Origin of the sequence: Amycolatopsis sp. 3B14, assembly GCF_050958625.1 — a bacterium.
GTDB classification, from domain to species: domain Bacteria; phylum Actinomycetota; class Actinomycetes; order Mycobacteriales; family Pseudonocardiaceae; genus Amycolatopsis_E; species Amycolatopsis_E thermoflava.
On the sequence record NZ_JBHZEN010000043.1, the window covers coordinates 115,988 to 130,434 of the forward strand.

A 14,447-nucleotide genomic window follows, 5' to 3' on the forward strand; every position below is an offset into this window, starting at 1 on the left:
GCGCGGAAATAGGCAATGGCTAGCACCGTTACTTCCCGTCGCAAGCAACTCGGCAACGAGCTCCGGCACGCGCGACTGGCCGCGAAGATGACCCAGCAGCAGGTCGCCGAGGTGCTCGGGTGCACGCAGGGCAAGGTCAACAAGATCGAGTCCGGCGCGGTGGGCGTCAAGCTCGGCGACGTGCGCACCATGCTGGAGGCGTTCGGCATCAACGGCGACGAGTCGGAGGCGCTCATGAGCCTGGCGCGCGCCGCGGCCGGGCAGCGGGGCGCCTGGTCCGGCTACCGGTCCGTCGTGCCGCACTGGTTCCGGACGTTCACCGACCTCGAGCCCGCGGCCGTCGAGATCATGACGTGGCACGGCGAGCGCATCCCCGGCCCGCTGCAGTCCGAGCACTACATGCTCAAGCAGTTCACCGAGTTCGGCGCCACCGACGTGACGTCGCTGGTGCGCAACCGGCTGGACCGCAAGTCCGTCTTCGACCAGCCGCAGCCGCCGTACTACCGGTTCATCATCAGCGAGGCCGCGCTGCACCGCGCTCCCGGCGGCCGGGCGCCCGCGGTGATGCTGGACCAGATCGAGCACCTGCTGGAGCTGGACCGGCGCCAGCGGGTGTACATCCACGTGCTGCCGTTCGGGGCCCGGCTGGCCGCGGTGCCCAACGACTTCACGATCATGCGCTTCCCCGACCGCACCAGGGACTTCGTCTACATCGAACACTCGGCGGGCGGGATCTACCTGGACGACCAGAAGGACTTCCAGCTGTTCGTGGACGCGTGGGACCGCCTGCGCGGCGCGGCGCTGGAACGGCAGGAGACGCGCGAGTTCCTGAAGAACATGGCCGATCAGTACCGCGTCGCGATGGGAGCCTAGGCTTCGTTCAAGATCAACTTGTCGGGGGTTGGGCGTGGCTGAACCGGATCAGGACAACGTGGACCTGGACCGGCCCAACGCCGTCCGGATGTACGACTACTACCTGGGCGGCACGGGGAACTGGGCGATGGACCGCGTCCTCGGGGACAAGGTGCTGGCCGAGGTCCCGTTCGCGCCCCTGATCGCGCGCGCCAACCTGGAGTTCCTGGAGCGGGTGCTGCGCTACTGCGTGCGCAACGGGATCGACCAGTTCCTCGACGTCGGCTCCGGCGGGCCCACGGTCGGCACCGTGCACCGGATCGCCGACGCGCTCGATCCGCGCAGCCGTTGCGTGTACGTGGATCGTGAACAGGTCGCCGTCGCGCACGGGCAGTTGCTGCTGGAGCGCGAGGGCGACCCGGAGCGGCACGCGATCGTCCGCGCGGACCAGCGCGACCCGGACGCGGTGTGGCAGGCCGCGATGGGCGCCGGGGTGCTCGACCGGACCCGGCCGATCGCGTTGATCTTCTGCGCGGCGCTGCACTTCATCCCGAACGCCGAGCCCGCCGGCGAAATGCTGGCCCGCTACCGCGCGCGCCTGCCCGCCGGCTCGTACCTGGTGATCTCCCACGCGACGTTCGACGACCTGGACGTGCCCGCGGAGTACGCGGCGAGCATCCGGGCGGCGTTCGAGCTGTACGAGAAGTCCGGCACGCCCGCGTTCTCCCGGAGGCACGACGAGATCGTGTCGTTCTTCGGCGACTTCGAAATGGTGGAGCCGGGCGTGGTGTGGCTGCCGCAGTGGCGGCTGGACGAGGCGCCGTCCCCGGTGACGCGGAACTTCGTGGCGAACCCGTCGATGTCGATCGGGTGGTGCGGAGTGGGCCGGAAGCGGGGATGACCGCCAGGATCTGCCGAAACCGCCCGCGGTCGGCGAGGAGTGCCGCTACGAGTACCGGTTCGGCGACGCGGTGCTGCGGTTGCGCGGCGGGGCGGTAGCCGTCAGCCGCGGGGTCGGGGCAGCGCCAGTTCCGCGCTGTGCCGCCACGCGTGCCAGTGCCGCCGGAACGAGCGGGGCAGCAGCGTCCACCGGCGGCGGGCGGGTGTCTCCACCGCCGGCTCGCTCCGGTGCGGAACCGTCGAGTCGGTCAGGATCCGGACGGTCATCTCCGTCCCCCTTCCAGTAGCGGCCGGGGATTCCGGCAGACGCCGGCCGTGGCGAGGCAGTGCTCGCACGGCATGCCGGCGCCGAGGGGCAGCCATTCGATCTCCGGCAGCCGGAGGCGCGCGCCGCAGCCGGCGGTCAGCGCGCCGCACAGGACCGCGCCGGGTTCGAGCGGGAACAGGTGCGCGCACCGGCGGGTCTCGCGGACGGTGCCAGGTGCTTGCCTGCCGATCACGGTGACCGGGCCCGGCCAGTCCTCGCGCAGGTACCAGACCGCCGAGGCGTCGGCGTCCGCCGCGAGCCAGGCGAGCATCCGGGAAAGCGCTTCCGCCGGGCTGCCGACGCGAGCGGCCTCGTCCCGGCCGTTGACCTTGCCGACGACCATGAACGGGTCCGGCCGGCACGGGGCCGCGGGCCGCTCCGCGACGTCCACTCCGAGCACCGTCGACCTCCCCCAGAACACGCGACTCGGGTCTGTGATCGACCCGACCGGCGGGAATAATCCTACTCCTGGAATAATCCCAGTGTCGAGTGGTCAAAGTTTGCATCACCCGACTGGACCCATGTGGTTCCAACGAAAGGACCAGGGATCGCCCCGCTTCGCCACGCGGCGGGACGGAACCTCAGGCACGGAGGTAGGGACTGATGCCGGAATACCCGCGACCGGTGGATTACGACCCGCAGACGGCGGCGCACCTGTTCGACGAGTCGAAGTGGCAGAAGTCCTTCGCCAGCGAGCCCAACGGCGGGAACTGCGTGGAGGTCAACCTCGCCGCGCCAGGGCTCGTCGGGGTGCGCGACACCAAGCTGGCGAGCAGCCCGGTCTTCGTGTTCGACGCCGGCGAGTGGGCGGCCTTCCTCGAGGGGGTCAAGGCGGGCCAGTTCGACCTGCACTGATCCGGGATTATCGAAACTCGTGTGTTATTGACCACATACGGGCGAGTGGCGCTTCCGGGTCGCCGGACGACCCGGAAGCGCCGGCCGGATCAGTTCGACGGCCTGCTGCCGCCGCCCGGAAACCCGCCCTGACCACCGGGGAAGCCGCCCTGCTGCCCACCGGGGAAGCTCTGTTGGGCCGAGCCGTCCGTGATCGACGTGGCCGTGGCGGTGTCGCCGGAGACCTTCGCCAGCACCGTGACCGTCGAGCCGGTCGCCAGGTTGTCCGCCTTCTCCGTCGACGAGTCGATCACGTAGGTCTGGGTGTAGCCGTCCTTGCTTTTCACCGTGATCGAGGTGGCGCTCAGCGCGCTGACCTCGCCGGTCTGGAACCGCTCGACCGCGTAACCGCCGTCGGCGGACACCGTGAAGTCGCCGTGCAGCGCCTCGCGCAGGATCGACGCGGTGCCGCCACCCATCATGCGTCCCCCACCCGGGAAGCCGCCCATCCCGCCCTGCTGGTTCGCCTCGGATGAGGTGCCCGCGTAGATCGCGACCCCGCCGACGGCGGCGATGACGACCGCGACGGCCGCGGCGATCGCGGTCTTCCTGCCGGACCACTTCGGCGCGGGCGGCTGCGGGTCGCCCCACGCGGCGGCAGGTGCCTCGGTGGTCGTCGGCTCCGTGCTCATCGTGTCCCTTTCGCGTTCGGTCGCGGCAGGGTCCACCCCTGCCACCCCACAGGTTCGGCGGCCCGGCTGTGCGCAGGCTGTGTGCGAGGTGGGCGGACGCTGTGCGCGGCCACCGCTCACAGGGAACACACAGACGGGTCACAGGGAGGACCCACGGGGGCGGCCGAAGATGGGACCATGACCAGCATGAACGCCGCGCCGACCGGCTCGGGCAAGGCCGACCTCAAGCACCCCGACGGCTCGGCGGTGCGCGTCCTCGTGGTCGACGACGAGGAGACCCTGGCCGAGCTGGTGTCGATGGCCCTGCGCATGGAGGGCTGGGAGACCCGCAGCGCGGGCACCGGCACCGAGGCGGTCCGCGTCGCCCGCGACTTCCGCCCGGACGCCGTCGTCCTCGACGTGATGCTGCCCGACTCCAGCGGCCTGGAGGTGCTGAGCAAGCTGCGTGCCGAGGCGCCGCACCTGCCCGTGCTGTTCCTCACCGCGCGGGACGCGGTCGAGGACCGCATCGCCGGGCTGACCGCGGGCGGCGACGACTACGTCACCAAGCCGTTCAGCCTGGAAGAGGTCGTGCTGCGGCTGCGTGCGCTGCTGCGCCGCTCGCGGGTGGTGTCCGCCAACGAGGGGTCGACGCTGACAGTCGGCGACCTGACCCTGGACGAGGACAGCCGCGAGGTGTTCCGCGGCGGCGACCCGATCTCGCTGACCGCGACCGAGTTCGAGCTGCTCCGCTTCCTGATGCGCAACCCGAAGCGGGTGCTGTCCAAGGCCCAGATCCTGGACCGGGTGTGGAGTTACGACTTCGGCGGTCAGGCCAACATCGTGGAGCTCTACATTTCCTACCTGCGGAAGAAGATCGACGCAGGCAGGGAGCCGATGATCCACACCATGCGTGGCGCGGGGTATGTCCTCAAACCGGCAGGCTGAGCACGCCCGCCCGCGGCGGCTCCTGCCCTCCTCCCTGCGCGGCAAGCTGATCGCGCAGGTCATCGCGCTGCTCGCCCTCGTGTGCCTGGTCGTCGGCCTGGTCACCGAGATCGCGCTGCGCAGCTTCCTCTACCACCAGCTCGACGACCGCCTGGCCGCCGCGAGCGAACGCGGCACCCGCCAGCCGCCGCCGGGCTCCTGGAACGGCTCGCCCAACCAGCCGCCGCCGGATTCGCTGCGGGTCCCCGGGCAGGGCATCGGCACGCTGGCCGTCGTCGTGTTCCCGGACGGCGCCGTGCGGGCCGGGGTGCTGCGCGGGGGTTCGACGTCCTCGAACAACCCGTTCCCCAGCGACCCGGTGCCGTCCGCGGAGCTGCGCACGCTGCTCTCGCTGCCGTCCGACGGCAAGCGGCGCAGCGTCGACCTCGGCGAGCTCGGCGACTACCGGGTCGTGTCGGTGCGCGCGCCGGACGGCGCGCTCCTGATCACCGGGCTGCCGCTGGCGGAGGTGGACGAAACGCTGTGGCGGCTCGGCTTCATCTTCGGCGGGGTCGCGCTCGGCGGGCTGCTCATCGCGGGCGGGCTCGGCGCGATCACCATCCGGCAGACCATGCGCCCGCTGGACCGGCTGGCGGACACCGCATCGAAGGTGTCCCAGCTGCAGCTCGACCGCGGCGAGGTGGCGTTGTCGATCCGGGTGCCGCCGGTGGACACCGACACCCGCACCGAGGTCGGCAAGGTCGGCGCGGCGTTCAACCAGATGCTCGGGCACGTCGGCGCGGCGCTGAACGCGCGGCAGGCCAGCGAAAGCCGGGTGCGGCAGTTCGTCGCCGACGCCAGCCACGAGCTGCGCACGCCGCTCGCGGCCATCCGCGGGTACGCCGAGCTGGCGCGGCGCAGCGGCGACAGCGGCGACAGCGTGCCGCCGGACATCGCGTTCGCGTTGGGCCGCGTCGAGTCCGAATCGGCCCGGATGACGACCCTGGTCGAGGACCTGCTGCTGCTCGCGCGCCTGGACTCCGGGCGGCACCGCGTCTACGAGCCGGTCGACTTCTCCCGCATCGTCGCCGACGCGGTGTCCGACGCGCATGTCGCCGGGCGCGACCACCGGTGGCTGCTCGACGTGCCGGCCGACCCGATCACCGTCGTCGGCGACGCCGACCAGCTGCACCAGGTCGTGCTCAACCTGCTCAACAACGCCCGCACCCACACCCCGCCGGACACGGTGGTCACTACCAAGCTGTCCGTCGAGGGCGACGAGGTCGTGCTGCGGGTGTCCGACAATGGTCCCGGCATCGCGCCGGAGGTCCTGCCGACGGTGTTCGAGCGCTTCGCCCGCGGCGACACGTCCCGGTCCCGCGCGGCCGGCAGCACCGGTCTCGGGCTGGCGATCGTGGCCGCCGTCGTCGCCGCCCACCGCGGCCGCGTCGGCGTCGAAAGCAAGCCGGGTCACACCGAATTCACGGTGCGTTTCCCCAGGTAGCTCCTTCGGGAGCCGCTCACAGGCTCCGCACAGCTCGGGCACATGATCGCCACAACGCGGCGGGCCACCGTCAGTGTTCATGACGACCTCCGCCGACGCCTCTCCCGCACCTCGGCCGGCCGACCCACCGCAACGGAGCACGTCCCCGGTCCTCGACGTCGTCGTCCCCGTGTACAACGAGGAGACCGACCTCGCGCCCTGCGTGCGCCGCCTGCACGCCTACCTGTCCGACGCGCTGCCCTACCCGTTCCGCATCACCGTCGCCGACAACGCGAGCACCGACTCGACGCTGGCGATCGCGCGGGCGCTCGCCGAAGAGCTGCCCGAGGTCGAGGTGCGGCACCTGGACCAGAAGGGCCGCGGCCGCGCGCTCAACGCCGTCTGGTCCGCCTCCGACGCCCAGGTGCTGGCCTACATGGACGTCGACCTGTCCACCGACCTCGCCGCACTGTTCCCGCTGGTCGCGCCGCTCATCTCCGGGCACTCCGACCTCGCGATCGGCTCCCGGCTCGCGCGCGGCGCCCGGGTGGTGCGCGGACCCAAGCGCGAGTTCATCTCGCGCTGCTACAACCTGATCCTGCGCGGCGCACTCGCCGCCCGGTTCACCGACGCGCAGTGCGGTTTCAAGGCCATCCGCGCCGACGTCGCCCGCGAACTGCTGCCGCTGGTCGAGGACACCGGCTGGTTCTTCGACACCGAGCTGCTCGTCCTCGCGCAGCGCTCCGGCCTGCGCATCCACGAGGTGCCGGTGGACTGGGTGGACGACCCGGACTCGTCGGTCGACATCGTCGCCACCGCCACCGCGGACCTCAAGGGCGTCGCCAGGATGATCCGCGGCTTCGCCCGCGGCACCCTGCCCATCAGCCAGATCCGCGCCCAGCTGGGGAGGCACCCGATCGCCGTCACCGAACCCGGCGTCCCGCCGAAACTGGCCAGGCAGCTCGTCCGGTTCGCCGCGATCGGCGTCGGCAGCACCCTGGCCTACCTGGTGCTCTACCTCCTGCTGCGCACCGGGGTCGGCGCGCAGGCGGCGAACCTGATCGCGTTGCTGGTCACCGCGGTCGCCAACACCGCGGCCAACCGGCGGTTCACCTTCGGCGTGCGCGGGTCGAAGGGCGCCGGGCGGCACCAGTTCGAAGGCTTGATCGTCTTCGGCCTCGGGCTGGCGCTGACCAGCGGATCACTCGCGCTCCTGCACGCCGGCGCCGAACCGGGCCGGTTCGCCGAGCTGGTGGTGCTCGTGCTGGCCAACCTGGCCGCGACCGTCCTGCGGTTCCTGCTGTTCCGCAACTGGGTCTTCCGAAAGAACCGATAGGAGAACCGACTCGACATGTCGACTGCGGCTGTTTCCTCCGATCCGGCCCGCCTCGGGCCGGTCCCCGCCGCGGCGCGAACGCGGACGGCCGGACGGCCCCCGTGGGTCCGTCCGGCGGTCGCCGTCCTGCTGGTCGCGACCGCCGCGCTGTACCTGTGGAACCTGAGCGCGTCCGGCTACGCCAACGACTTCTACGCCATGGCCGTGCAGGCCGGGACGAAGAACTGGGAGGCGTTGTTCTTCGGGTCGCTCGACCCGGGCAACGTCATCACGGTCGACAAACCGCCCGCGTCGCTGTGGCTGATGGCGCTGTCCGGGCGGCTGCTCGGCTTCTCCAGCTTCAGCATGCTGCTGCCCAACGCCTTGTGCGGCGTCGGTTCGGTGGCGCTGCTGTACGCCGCGGTGCGGCGCACGTCGGGTCCGCTGGCGGGGCTGATCGCCGGGGCGGCGCTCGCGCTGACGCCGGTCGCGGCGCTGATGTTCAAGTTCAACAACCCGGACGCGCTGCTGGTGCTGCTGATGGTGGCCGGCGCCTACTGCACCGTCCGGGCGCTGGACCGGGCGAGCACCGGCTGGCTGCTGCTCGCCGGCGCCGCGCTCGGGTTCGGGTTCCTCACCAAGATGCTGCAGGCGTTCCTGGTGCTGCCGGCGTTCGCGCTGGTGTACCTGGTCGCGGCGCCGACCGGGCTGGGCAGGCGGCTGCTGCAGCTTCTCGGCGCCGCGGTCGCGCTCGTGGTGGCGACCGGCTGGTGGATCGTGGCGGTCGCGTGGTGGCCCACCGAGTCCCGGCCCTACATCGGCGGGTCCACCGACAACACGCCGCTGGAGCTGGCCTTCGGCTACAACGGCCTCGGCCGCATCTTCGGCGGCGACGGCAACGGCGGCGGTGGCGGCGGCATGGGCGGCAACACCATGTTCGGCGGCGAGACCGGCCTGTTCCGCATGTTCGGCGCCGCGTTCGGCCTGGAGATCTCGTGGCTGCTGCCCGCCGCGCTGATCGCGCTGGCCGCCGGGCTGTGGTTCACCCGGTTCGCGCCGCGCCTGGACCGCACGCGTGCCGCGCTGCTGCTGTGGGGCGGCTGGACGGTCGTCACCGCGCTGGTGTTCAGCTTCATGAGCGGCACGATCCACCCGTACTACACGGTGGCCCTCGCCCCGGGCATCGCCGGGCTGGTCGGCATCGGCACGGTCGAACTGTGGCGCGGACGGCACAACTTCGCCGCCCGGATCGTGCTCGCGCTGATGCTCGCCGCGACCGGGGTGTGGGACTTCATCCTGCTGGCCCGCACCCCGGACTGGCAGCCGTGGCTGCGCTGGGTGCTGCTGGTGCTGACCGCGCTCGTGGTGGCCGGGCTGCTCTTCGGGCTCGACCGGATCCGGCGCGCGGGGATCGTCCTCGCCGTCGCCGGGGTGATCACCGGACTGCTCGCGCCGGCCGCGTACGCCGTGGTCACCGCGAGCCAGGGGCACACCGGGTCCATCCCGACGTCCGGGCCGTCCGGCAACTCCATGGGCTTCGGCGACCGGGCAGGAGCCGAGTCGGCCGAACTGATCGCGCTGCTCCGGCAGACGACCACCAAGTGGTCGGCGGCGACCAACGGCTCCCAGTCCGCGGCCGGCCTCGCGCTGAACTCCGACACCGCTGTGATCGCCATCGGCGGCTTCAACGGCGGGGACCCCGCGCCGACGCTGGCGGAGTTCCAGCAGTACGTCGCCCGCGGCGAGATCACGTACTACGTCTCCGGCGGCATGGGCGGCATGGGCCGGGGCGGCTCCGGCGAGATCGCGCAGTGGGTGGCGGAGAACTTCACAGCTCAGACGGTGGGCGGCAGCACGGTCTACGACCTGACGACAGGCGCGACGACCGGTTGAGTACACTGGAGGCGGACCCCCGCGGCGTCCATCCTGTGAACCTCCCCAGGGCCGGAAGGCAGCAAGGATAAGCAGGCTCTGACGGGTGCGGGGGTCCCCTTTCATGAAGGGCCTCGCCCTTCTTGAAAGGGGACTTCGTCCACTGTGTTTTTTCGGGGGGCGACCCCCCGGACCCCCACGGTGCGAGCTCCTCGGTCTGGCGGGCGCTGGGCGCGTTGGGTTTGGACCAGCTCAGGTTTTTGCCGTCAGGATTGGCTGGAAGAATCCGCTCTCCTCAGGCTCGTGCCATGTTGGGGTGGAGAACCCAGCGGCTTCGACGAAGTCCTGCAGTTCGGCTCGGGTGATCGCCCAGTACGTCGTTGTGTGGACCGTCGTCGTCAGGTCCGGGAACACCTGGAAGAGTTCGACGTCGTAATGGGTGCCGTCGGGGTGCCAGTGCCAGAGTTGGAAAGTGATCGTGCGGCCGTCCGGGGCCTCGTGCACTGATGGGCGCGTGGCGGCGGGGTGGGTGCGTCTGGCCTCGTCGTAGTCGCGGGTACTCACGATCAGCCGGCCGCCTCGGCGGAGGACGCGGTGCATTTCGGTGAGCGCCCGGCGCACGTCCTCGGGCGTCAGCAGGTGCGGGAGTGAGTTGTCGGCGCACACCACCGCGTCGAACGTCGCGTCCGGGAACGGCAGGGCACGCATGTCGGCGGCGGCGACCGGGATGCCGGTGACCCGCGCGAGCGCGGCGGGGCTGAGATCGGTGCCCGTCACCTCGTGGCCCTGCGCGGCGAGGCCGACGGCCTGGGTGCCGATGCCGCACGCGCAGTCCAGCACCCGCCGCGGGTGTCCGCCCAGCAGCCGGTGCAGTGCTTCGCCCTGACGGCGGACGCTCGACGGCCAGTCCGCGTAGATGCGGTGGTAGTCCGCGGCCAGCCGGTCGTAGAAGCGGCGGGTCACGCCCAGCAGGCTAGTCCGAGCTTGTCGGTGGCGGCCGGTACTCTCGCCTCGTGGCCCTGGCTCTCTACCGCAAGTACCGTCCGGCGACCTTCGCCGAGGTCGTCGGGCAGGAGCACGTCACCGAACCGCTGCGTGCCGCGCTCACCGCGGGCCGCATCAACCACGCGTACCTGTTCAGCGGGCCGCGCGGCTGCGGCAAGACGTCCAGCGCGCGCATCATGGCCCGCTCGCTGAACTGCGTCGAAGGCCCCACCCCGGACCCGTGCGGCAAGTGCGACTCGTGCCGCGCGCTGGCGCCGGAGGGGCCGGGCAGCATCGACGTCACCGAACTCGACGCGGCCAGCCACGGTGGTGTCGACGACGCCCGCGAGCTGCGTGACCGTGCCTTCTACGCGCCTGCCGAGTCGCGGTACCGGGTGTTCATCATCGACGAGGCCCACATGGTCACGACGCAGGGCTTCAACGCCCTGCTGAAGATCGTCGAGGAGCCGCCGGAGCACCTGATCTTCATCTTCGCGACCACCGAACCGGACAAGGTGCTGCCCACCATCCGGTCGCGGACGCACCACTACCCGTTCCGGCTGATCCCGCCGAGCGCGATGCGCGACCTGCTGGAGCGCAACGTCGCAGCCGAGGGCATCCACGTCGACCCGGCCGTGTACCCGCTGGTGATCCGCGCGGGCGGCGGCTCGGCGCGCGACACGCAGTCGGTGCTGGACCAGCTGCTGGCCGGCGCGGGCCCGGACGGCGTGACCTACGACAGGGCCATCTCGCTGCTCGGCGTCACCGACTCGGCGCTGATCGACGACATGATCGACGGCCTCGCCGCGGACGACTCGGCGGCGGTGTTCGGCACGGTCGAGCGCCTGGTCGAGGCCGGGCACGAGCCGCGCCGCTTCGCGAGCGACCTGCTGGACCGGCTGCGTGACCTGGTGCTGCTGCGGTCGGTCCCGGACGCGGCGGCGCGCAACCTGGTGTCCGCGCCCGCGGACGAACTGGACCGCATGACGGCGCAGGCCGAGCGCGCCGGCCTGGCGACGCTGACCCGGTACGCGGAGATCGTGCACAACGGCCTGCTGGAGATGCGGGGCGCCACCGCGCCGCGGCTGCTGCTGGAACTGTTGTGCGCCCGCATGCTGCTGCCGTCGGCGTCGGAAAGCGAAGCGGCGGTGCTGCAGCGGTTGGAGCGCCTGGAGCGGCGGGTCACGGTGAGCGGCGGGGGAAGCCTGCCCGCCGCCGACGGTCAGGTCGCCGCTGCTGCACCCGAGCGGTTCCAGCGGCCGTCACAACGCGCGGCGGCCCCGGCGGCTGCCGCGCCGTCGCGGCCGGCGGCCGAGGCTCCTGCGCGTCCGGCGCCGGAAGCGCCCGCCCGCCGGGCCACCGAGCCGACCGCCGCGCCGGAGCAGAGCCCCGCGGCTGTGCGCCCGGCTTCGGCTCCGGCTCCGGCGGAGGCGCGTCCTGTGGAGTCGCGTCCGGCGGCGGTGGCGCGTCCTGCGGCGCCGGAGGCGCCGGTGCGCCGCCCCACCGAGCCCGCGGTCCCTGACGAGGCCCCCGCCGAGGCGGCCGCGCCGGGAGGCATCGACGCGGCCGCGATCCGCCGGGTCTGGCCGGACCTGCTGGCCGCCATCCGGAAGACGAGCCGCAGCACCGAGGCGATGATGATCAATGCCACGGTGCAGAGCGTCGAGGGTTCGGTGGTCGTGCTGGCGCACAGCGCGGAGCCCCTCGCGCGGCGGTTGTCGGAGCCGCGCAACGCGGACTTCATCGCCGGCGCGCTGCACGAGGTGCTCGGCGGAACGTGGCAGGTGCGGTGCGTGCACGGCGGTGGTGGTGGAGGAGGTTCGGCCCGCCGCGACGGCCCGAGCCCGCGCCCGAATCCGCCCACCAGGGAGGCCCCGCAGCAGCAACAGCGGACCTTCCAGCGCCCGACACCGGCGGCCAGCCCGGCCCCGCCGCCCGAGCCCGCGCCGAGGGCGCCGCAGCCACCCCCGGAGCCCGCGGACGACATCCCCCTCCCGCCCGAGCCGGACGACGAGGAATCGATGATGGCCGAATCGGGCGGCCCAGTGCCGGACGCGATGCCCGCGCCGCAGAACGACCCGGAGGAACTGGCGCGCCGCCTGCTGGCCGAACACCTGGGCGCGCAGCCGATCGACTGACCCGCGCGCAGCGCGTTCATGCGGAAGCCGTTGGCGGCCGCGCTCGCCTGGCGCGGGCGGCTCGGCGGAGCCAGTGGCCCAACGGAGTGGGGCGTGCGGAAGCCGCGCGTGGCGGCGGCCCCGGAAACACCTGTTGACCGAAGACTGCGTGCGCGCCTGATCAACCAACCCGCGCCCGCGAAGGTGAGACTCATGCCGGGGAGCGTGGGACTCGTGCCCGCGAAGGTGGGACTCGCGCCCGCCAACGTGGGACTCGCGCCGGGGAGCGTCGGACTCGCGCCCGCGAAGGTGGGACTCGCGCTGGGGCTTAGAAACCCGCGTGCTCCCGCAAAAACGCAACCACCCCGGCGGCGATCGCCGAGGCGTAGCGTTGACGTCCGTCCACACTGGACATCACCGCGGCCTCTCCGGCATTCCGCATGTTCCCGCACTCCACCAGGACCGCCGGGCGTTCCGAAAGGTTCAGGCCGGCCAGATCGTCCCGGGGGGCCAGGCCGTCCGAACCCAGGTAGTCGGACAACGGGAACCCACCGGCGAGCAACCCCGACCGCATCGCCTCGGCCAGGTCCACCGACGGCGCGCCTTGCGCCGCGTTCAGCGGGGGTGCCGAGTACGCCACGTGGAAGCCCCTGGCGCCGGCCGCCGTCGCGCCGTCCGCGTGGATCGACACCACCGCCGCCGCACCGGCTCGGTTTCCGATCGCCGCGCGTTCGTCCACGCACGGGCCCACCCCGGTGTCGTCCGCGCGCGTGTAGACCACCCGCACCCCCTGCGCCTCCAACAGTGAACCCACTCGCTGCGCCACATCCCAGTTGAACGCGTGCTCCGCGTACCCGCGGTCCGTCGCCGTGCCCGTCGTGTTGCACGGCTTCGTCTTGCCGCGTCCGGCGGGCACCGGGGCGCCGATCACGTCCGGCCGCCGCGCGTTGCCGCCGTTGTGCCCGGGGTCCAGCACCACCGTCAGCGGCTCCCGCGCCACCGACGAGGCAACCGACGACGACGGTGCGGGAGCCGAAGACACCCGGGCCACGTCGGACGGAACAGGCGGCGACGAGCACCCGGCGACCAGGAACACCCCGCTCAACACCAACCCCACGAGACTGCGCACGGCGAACACGGTGCCACAGCCGTGCGAGCTACGCTGGGACCCACAGGACAGCACGACGAAACGGGGATCATGGTGCAACCCGGCGGTGGAATGCCCGACATGCAGGCCATCCTGCAGCAGGCGCAGCAGATGCAGCAGCAGCTCGTCGCCGCGCAGGAGGAGCTCGCCCGCACCGAGGTGACCGGCACGTCCGGCGGTGGCCTGGTCAAGGCGACCGTCACCGGCGGCATGGAGCTGAAGTCCCTGCAGATCGACCCGAAGGCGGTCGACCCGGAGGACACCGAGACGCTCGCCGACCTGGTGGTCGCCGCGGTGCGGGACGCGATGAGCAGCGCCCAGAAGCTCACCGAGGAGAAGCTCGGCCCGGTCGCCGGCGCCCTCGGCGGTGGCGGCGGCATGCCCGACCTCGGCGGACTCGGTCTGCCCGGCCTGAAGTAGCGGGCCCCGTTGTACGAAGGCGTAGTCCAGGACCTGATCGACGAGCTGGGACACCTGCCCGGCATCGGTCCGAAGAGCGCGCAGCGGATCGCGTTCCACCTGCTCGCCGCCGACCCGGCCGACATCGCCCGGCTGCAGGACGTGCTCGGCAAGGTCCGGGAGGGTGTGCAGTTCTGCGAGATCTGCGGCAACGTCTCCGAACAGCAGCAGTGCCGCATCTGCCGGGACGCCCGGCGCGACACGTCGCTGATCTGCGTGGTCGAGGAACCGAAGGACGTGCTCGCCGTCGAGCGCACCCGCGAGTTCAAGGGCCGCTACCACGTGCTGGGCGGCGCGCTCGACCCGCTGTCCGGCATCGGCCCCGACCAGCTGCGCATCCGCGAGCTGCTGGCCAGGCTCGGCGCGGAACAGGTCACCGAGGTGATCATCGCGACCGACCCGAACACCGAGGGCGAGGCCACCGCGACCTACCTGGTGCGGATGCTGCGGGACTTCCCCGGCCTGACCGTCACCCGGCTCGCGTCCGGTCTGCCGATGGGCGGCGACCTCGAGTTCGCCGACGAGCTCACCCTCGGCCGGGCCCTCTCCGGCCGCCGCGCCCTTTGACACTGGTCGACG

Annotated in this window: 15 protein-coding genes and 1 other RNA gene; 11 read left to right on the forward strand and 5 right to left on the reverse strand. The window is 72.2% G+C overall.

The window, feature by feature from the left end; all coding sequences use genetic code 11:
* Nucleotides 1-15 precede the first annotated feature (15 nt).
* Both ACCP09_RS24160 and ACCP09_RS24165 read left to right on the forward strand, forming a co-directional pair.
* Nucleotides 16-873, forward strand: a complete 858-nt coding sequence (locus tag ACCP09_RS24160) for a helix-turn-helix domain-containing protein (RefSeq protein WP_027933507.1) — start codon at nt 16-18, stop codon at nt 871-873.
* A 34-nt stretch (nt 874-907) separates the two neighbouring features.
* On the forward strand, nt 908-1,753 hold the full coding sequence (locus ACCP09_RS24165; RefSeq protein ID WP_269462662.1) for an SAM-dependent methyltransferase: 846 nt from the start codon (nt 908-910) through the stop codon (nt 1,751-1,753).
* A gap of 101 nt (nt 1,754-1,854) precedes the next feature.
* Here the strand turns inward: ACCP09_RS24165 and ACCP09_RS24170 are convergent, their stop codons facing one another.
* Nucleotides 1,855-2,019 carry a hypothetical protein gene (locus ACCP09_RS24170; RefSeq protein WP_167499064.1) on the reverse strand — a complete coding sequence of 55 codons (165 nt, stop codon included), beginning with the start codon at nt 2,017-2,019 and terminating at the stop codon, nt 1,855-1,857.
* Nucleotides 2,016-2,459: a hypothetical protein gene (locus tag ACCP09_RS24175; protein WP_433750440.1), complete on the reverse strand. Its 444-nt coding sequence runs from the start codon at nt 2,457-2,459 to the stop codon at nt 2,016-2,018. The genes ACCP09_RS24170 and ACCP09_RS24175 overlap by 4 nt, the downstream gene beginning before the upstream one ends.
* A gap of 203 nt (nt 2,460-2,662) precedes the next feature.
* Here ACCP09_RS24175 and ACCP09_RS24180 point away from each other — a divergent pair, with 203 nt between their 5' ends.
* Complete coding sequence (locus ACCP09_RS24180; protein WP_027933510.1) at nt 2,663-2,914, forward strand: DUF397 domain-containing protein; 252 nt, start codon at nt 2,663-2,665, stop codon at nt 2,912-2,914.
* 89 nt (nt 2,915-3,003) lie between these two features.
* Here ACCP09_RS24180 and ACCP09_RS24185 read toward each other — a convergent pair whose 3' ends face one another.
* A complete protein-coding gene (locus tag ACCP09_RS24185; RefSeq protein WP_123684578.1) occupies nt 3,004-3,585 on the reverse strand; it encodes a hypothetical protein in 582 nt (193 codons plus the stop codon).
* Nucleotides 3,586-3,762: 177 nt separating this feature from the next.
* Between ACCP09_RS24185 and ACCP09_RS24190 the strand changes: the two genes are divergently transcribed.
* The 5 genes from ACCP09_RS24190 to ffs all read left to right on the forward strand — a co-directional run bounded on the left by ACCP09_RS24190 (nt 3,763) and on the right by ffs (nt 9,287).
* Entirely contained in the window at nt 3,763-4,512 is a 750-nt protein-coding gene (locus ACCP09_RS24190) for a response regulator transcription factor (RefSeq protein ID WP_433750443.1), read from the forward strand.
* On the forward strand, nt 4,490-5,995 hold the full coding sequence (locus ACCP09_RS24195; protein WP_433750446.1) for a HAMP domain-containing sensor histidine kinase: 1,506 nt from the start codon (nt 4,490-4,492) through the stop codon (nt 5,993-5,995). Before ACCP09_RS24190 ends, ACCP09_RS24195 begins: the two co-directional genes overlap by 23 nt.
* A 79-nt stretch (nt 5,996-6,074) precedes the next feature.
* Nucleotides 6,075-7,310 carry a glycosyltransferase gene (locus ACCP09_RS24200; RefSeq protein WP_433750449.1) on the forward strand — a complete coding sequence of 412 codons (1,236 nt, stop codon included), beginning with the start codon at nt 6,075-6,077 and terminating at the stop codon, nt 7,308-7,310.
* A gap of 15 nt (nt 7,311-7,325) precedes the next feature.
* Entirely contained in the window at nt 7,326-9,182 is a 1,857-nt protein-coding gene (locus ACCP09_RS24205) for an ArnT family glycosyltransferase (RefSeq protein WP_433750452.1), read from the forward strand.
* 8 nt (nt 9,183-9,190) lie between these two features.
* Nucleotides 9,191-9,287: signal recognition particle sRNA small type (gene ffs, locus ACCP09_RS24210), an RNA gene on the forward strand.
* A gap of 126 nt (nt 9,288-9,413) precedes the next feature.
* Here ffs and ACCP09_RS24215 read toward each other — a convergent pair.
* A complete protein-coding gene (locus tag ACCP09_RS24215; protein ID WP_433750455.1) occupies nt 9,414-10,124 on the reverse strand; it encodes a class I SAM-dependent methyltransferase in 711 nt (236 codons plus the stop codon).
* A gap of 50 nt (nt 10,125-10,174) precedes the next feature.
* Here ACCP09_RS24215 and ACCP09_RS24220 point away from each other — a divergent pair, with 50 nt between their 5' ends.
* Nucleotides 10,175-12,283: a DNA polymerase III subunit gamma and tau gene (locus ACCP09_RS24220; protein ID WP_433750458.1), complete on the forward strand. Its 2,109-nt coding sequence runs from the start codon at nt 10,175-10,177 to the stop codon at nt 12,281-12,283.
* Nucleotides 12,284-12,590: 307 nt separating this feature from the next.
* On the opposite strand, the gene ACCP09_RS24225 is transcribed toward ACCP09_RS24220, so the two are convergent.
* Entirely contained in the window at nt 12,591-13,400 is an 810-nt protein-coding gene (locus tag ACCP09_RS24225; protein ID WP_433750461.1) for an N-acetylmuramoyl-L-alanine amidase, read from the reverse strand.
* A gap of 60 nt (nt 13,401-13,460) precedes the next feature.
* Here ACCP09_RS24225 and ACCP09_RS24230 point away from each other — a divergent pair, with 60 nt between their 5' ends.
* Entirely contained in the window at nt 13,461-13,829 is a 369-nt protein-coding gene (locus ACCP09_RS24230) for a YbaB/EbfC family nucleoid-associated protein (RefSeq protein ID WP_026153601.1), read from the forward strand.
* Between the two features lie 9 nt (nt 13,830-13,838).
* A complete protein-coding gene (gene recR / locus ACCP09_RS24235; RefSeq protein ID WP_017985548.1) occupies nt 13,839-14,435 on the forward strand; it encodes a recombination mediator RecR in 597 nt (198 codons plus the stop codon).
* Nucleotides 14,436-14,447: the final 12 nt, after the last annotated feature.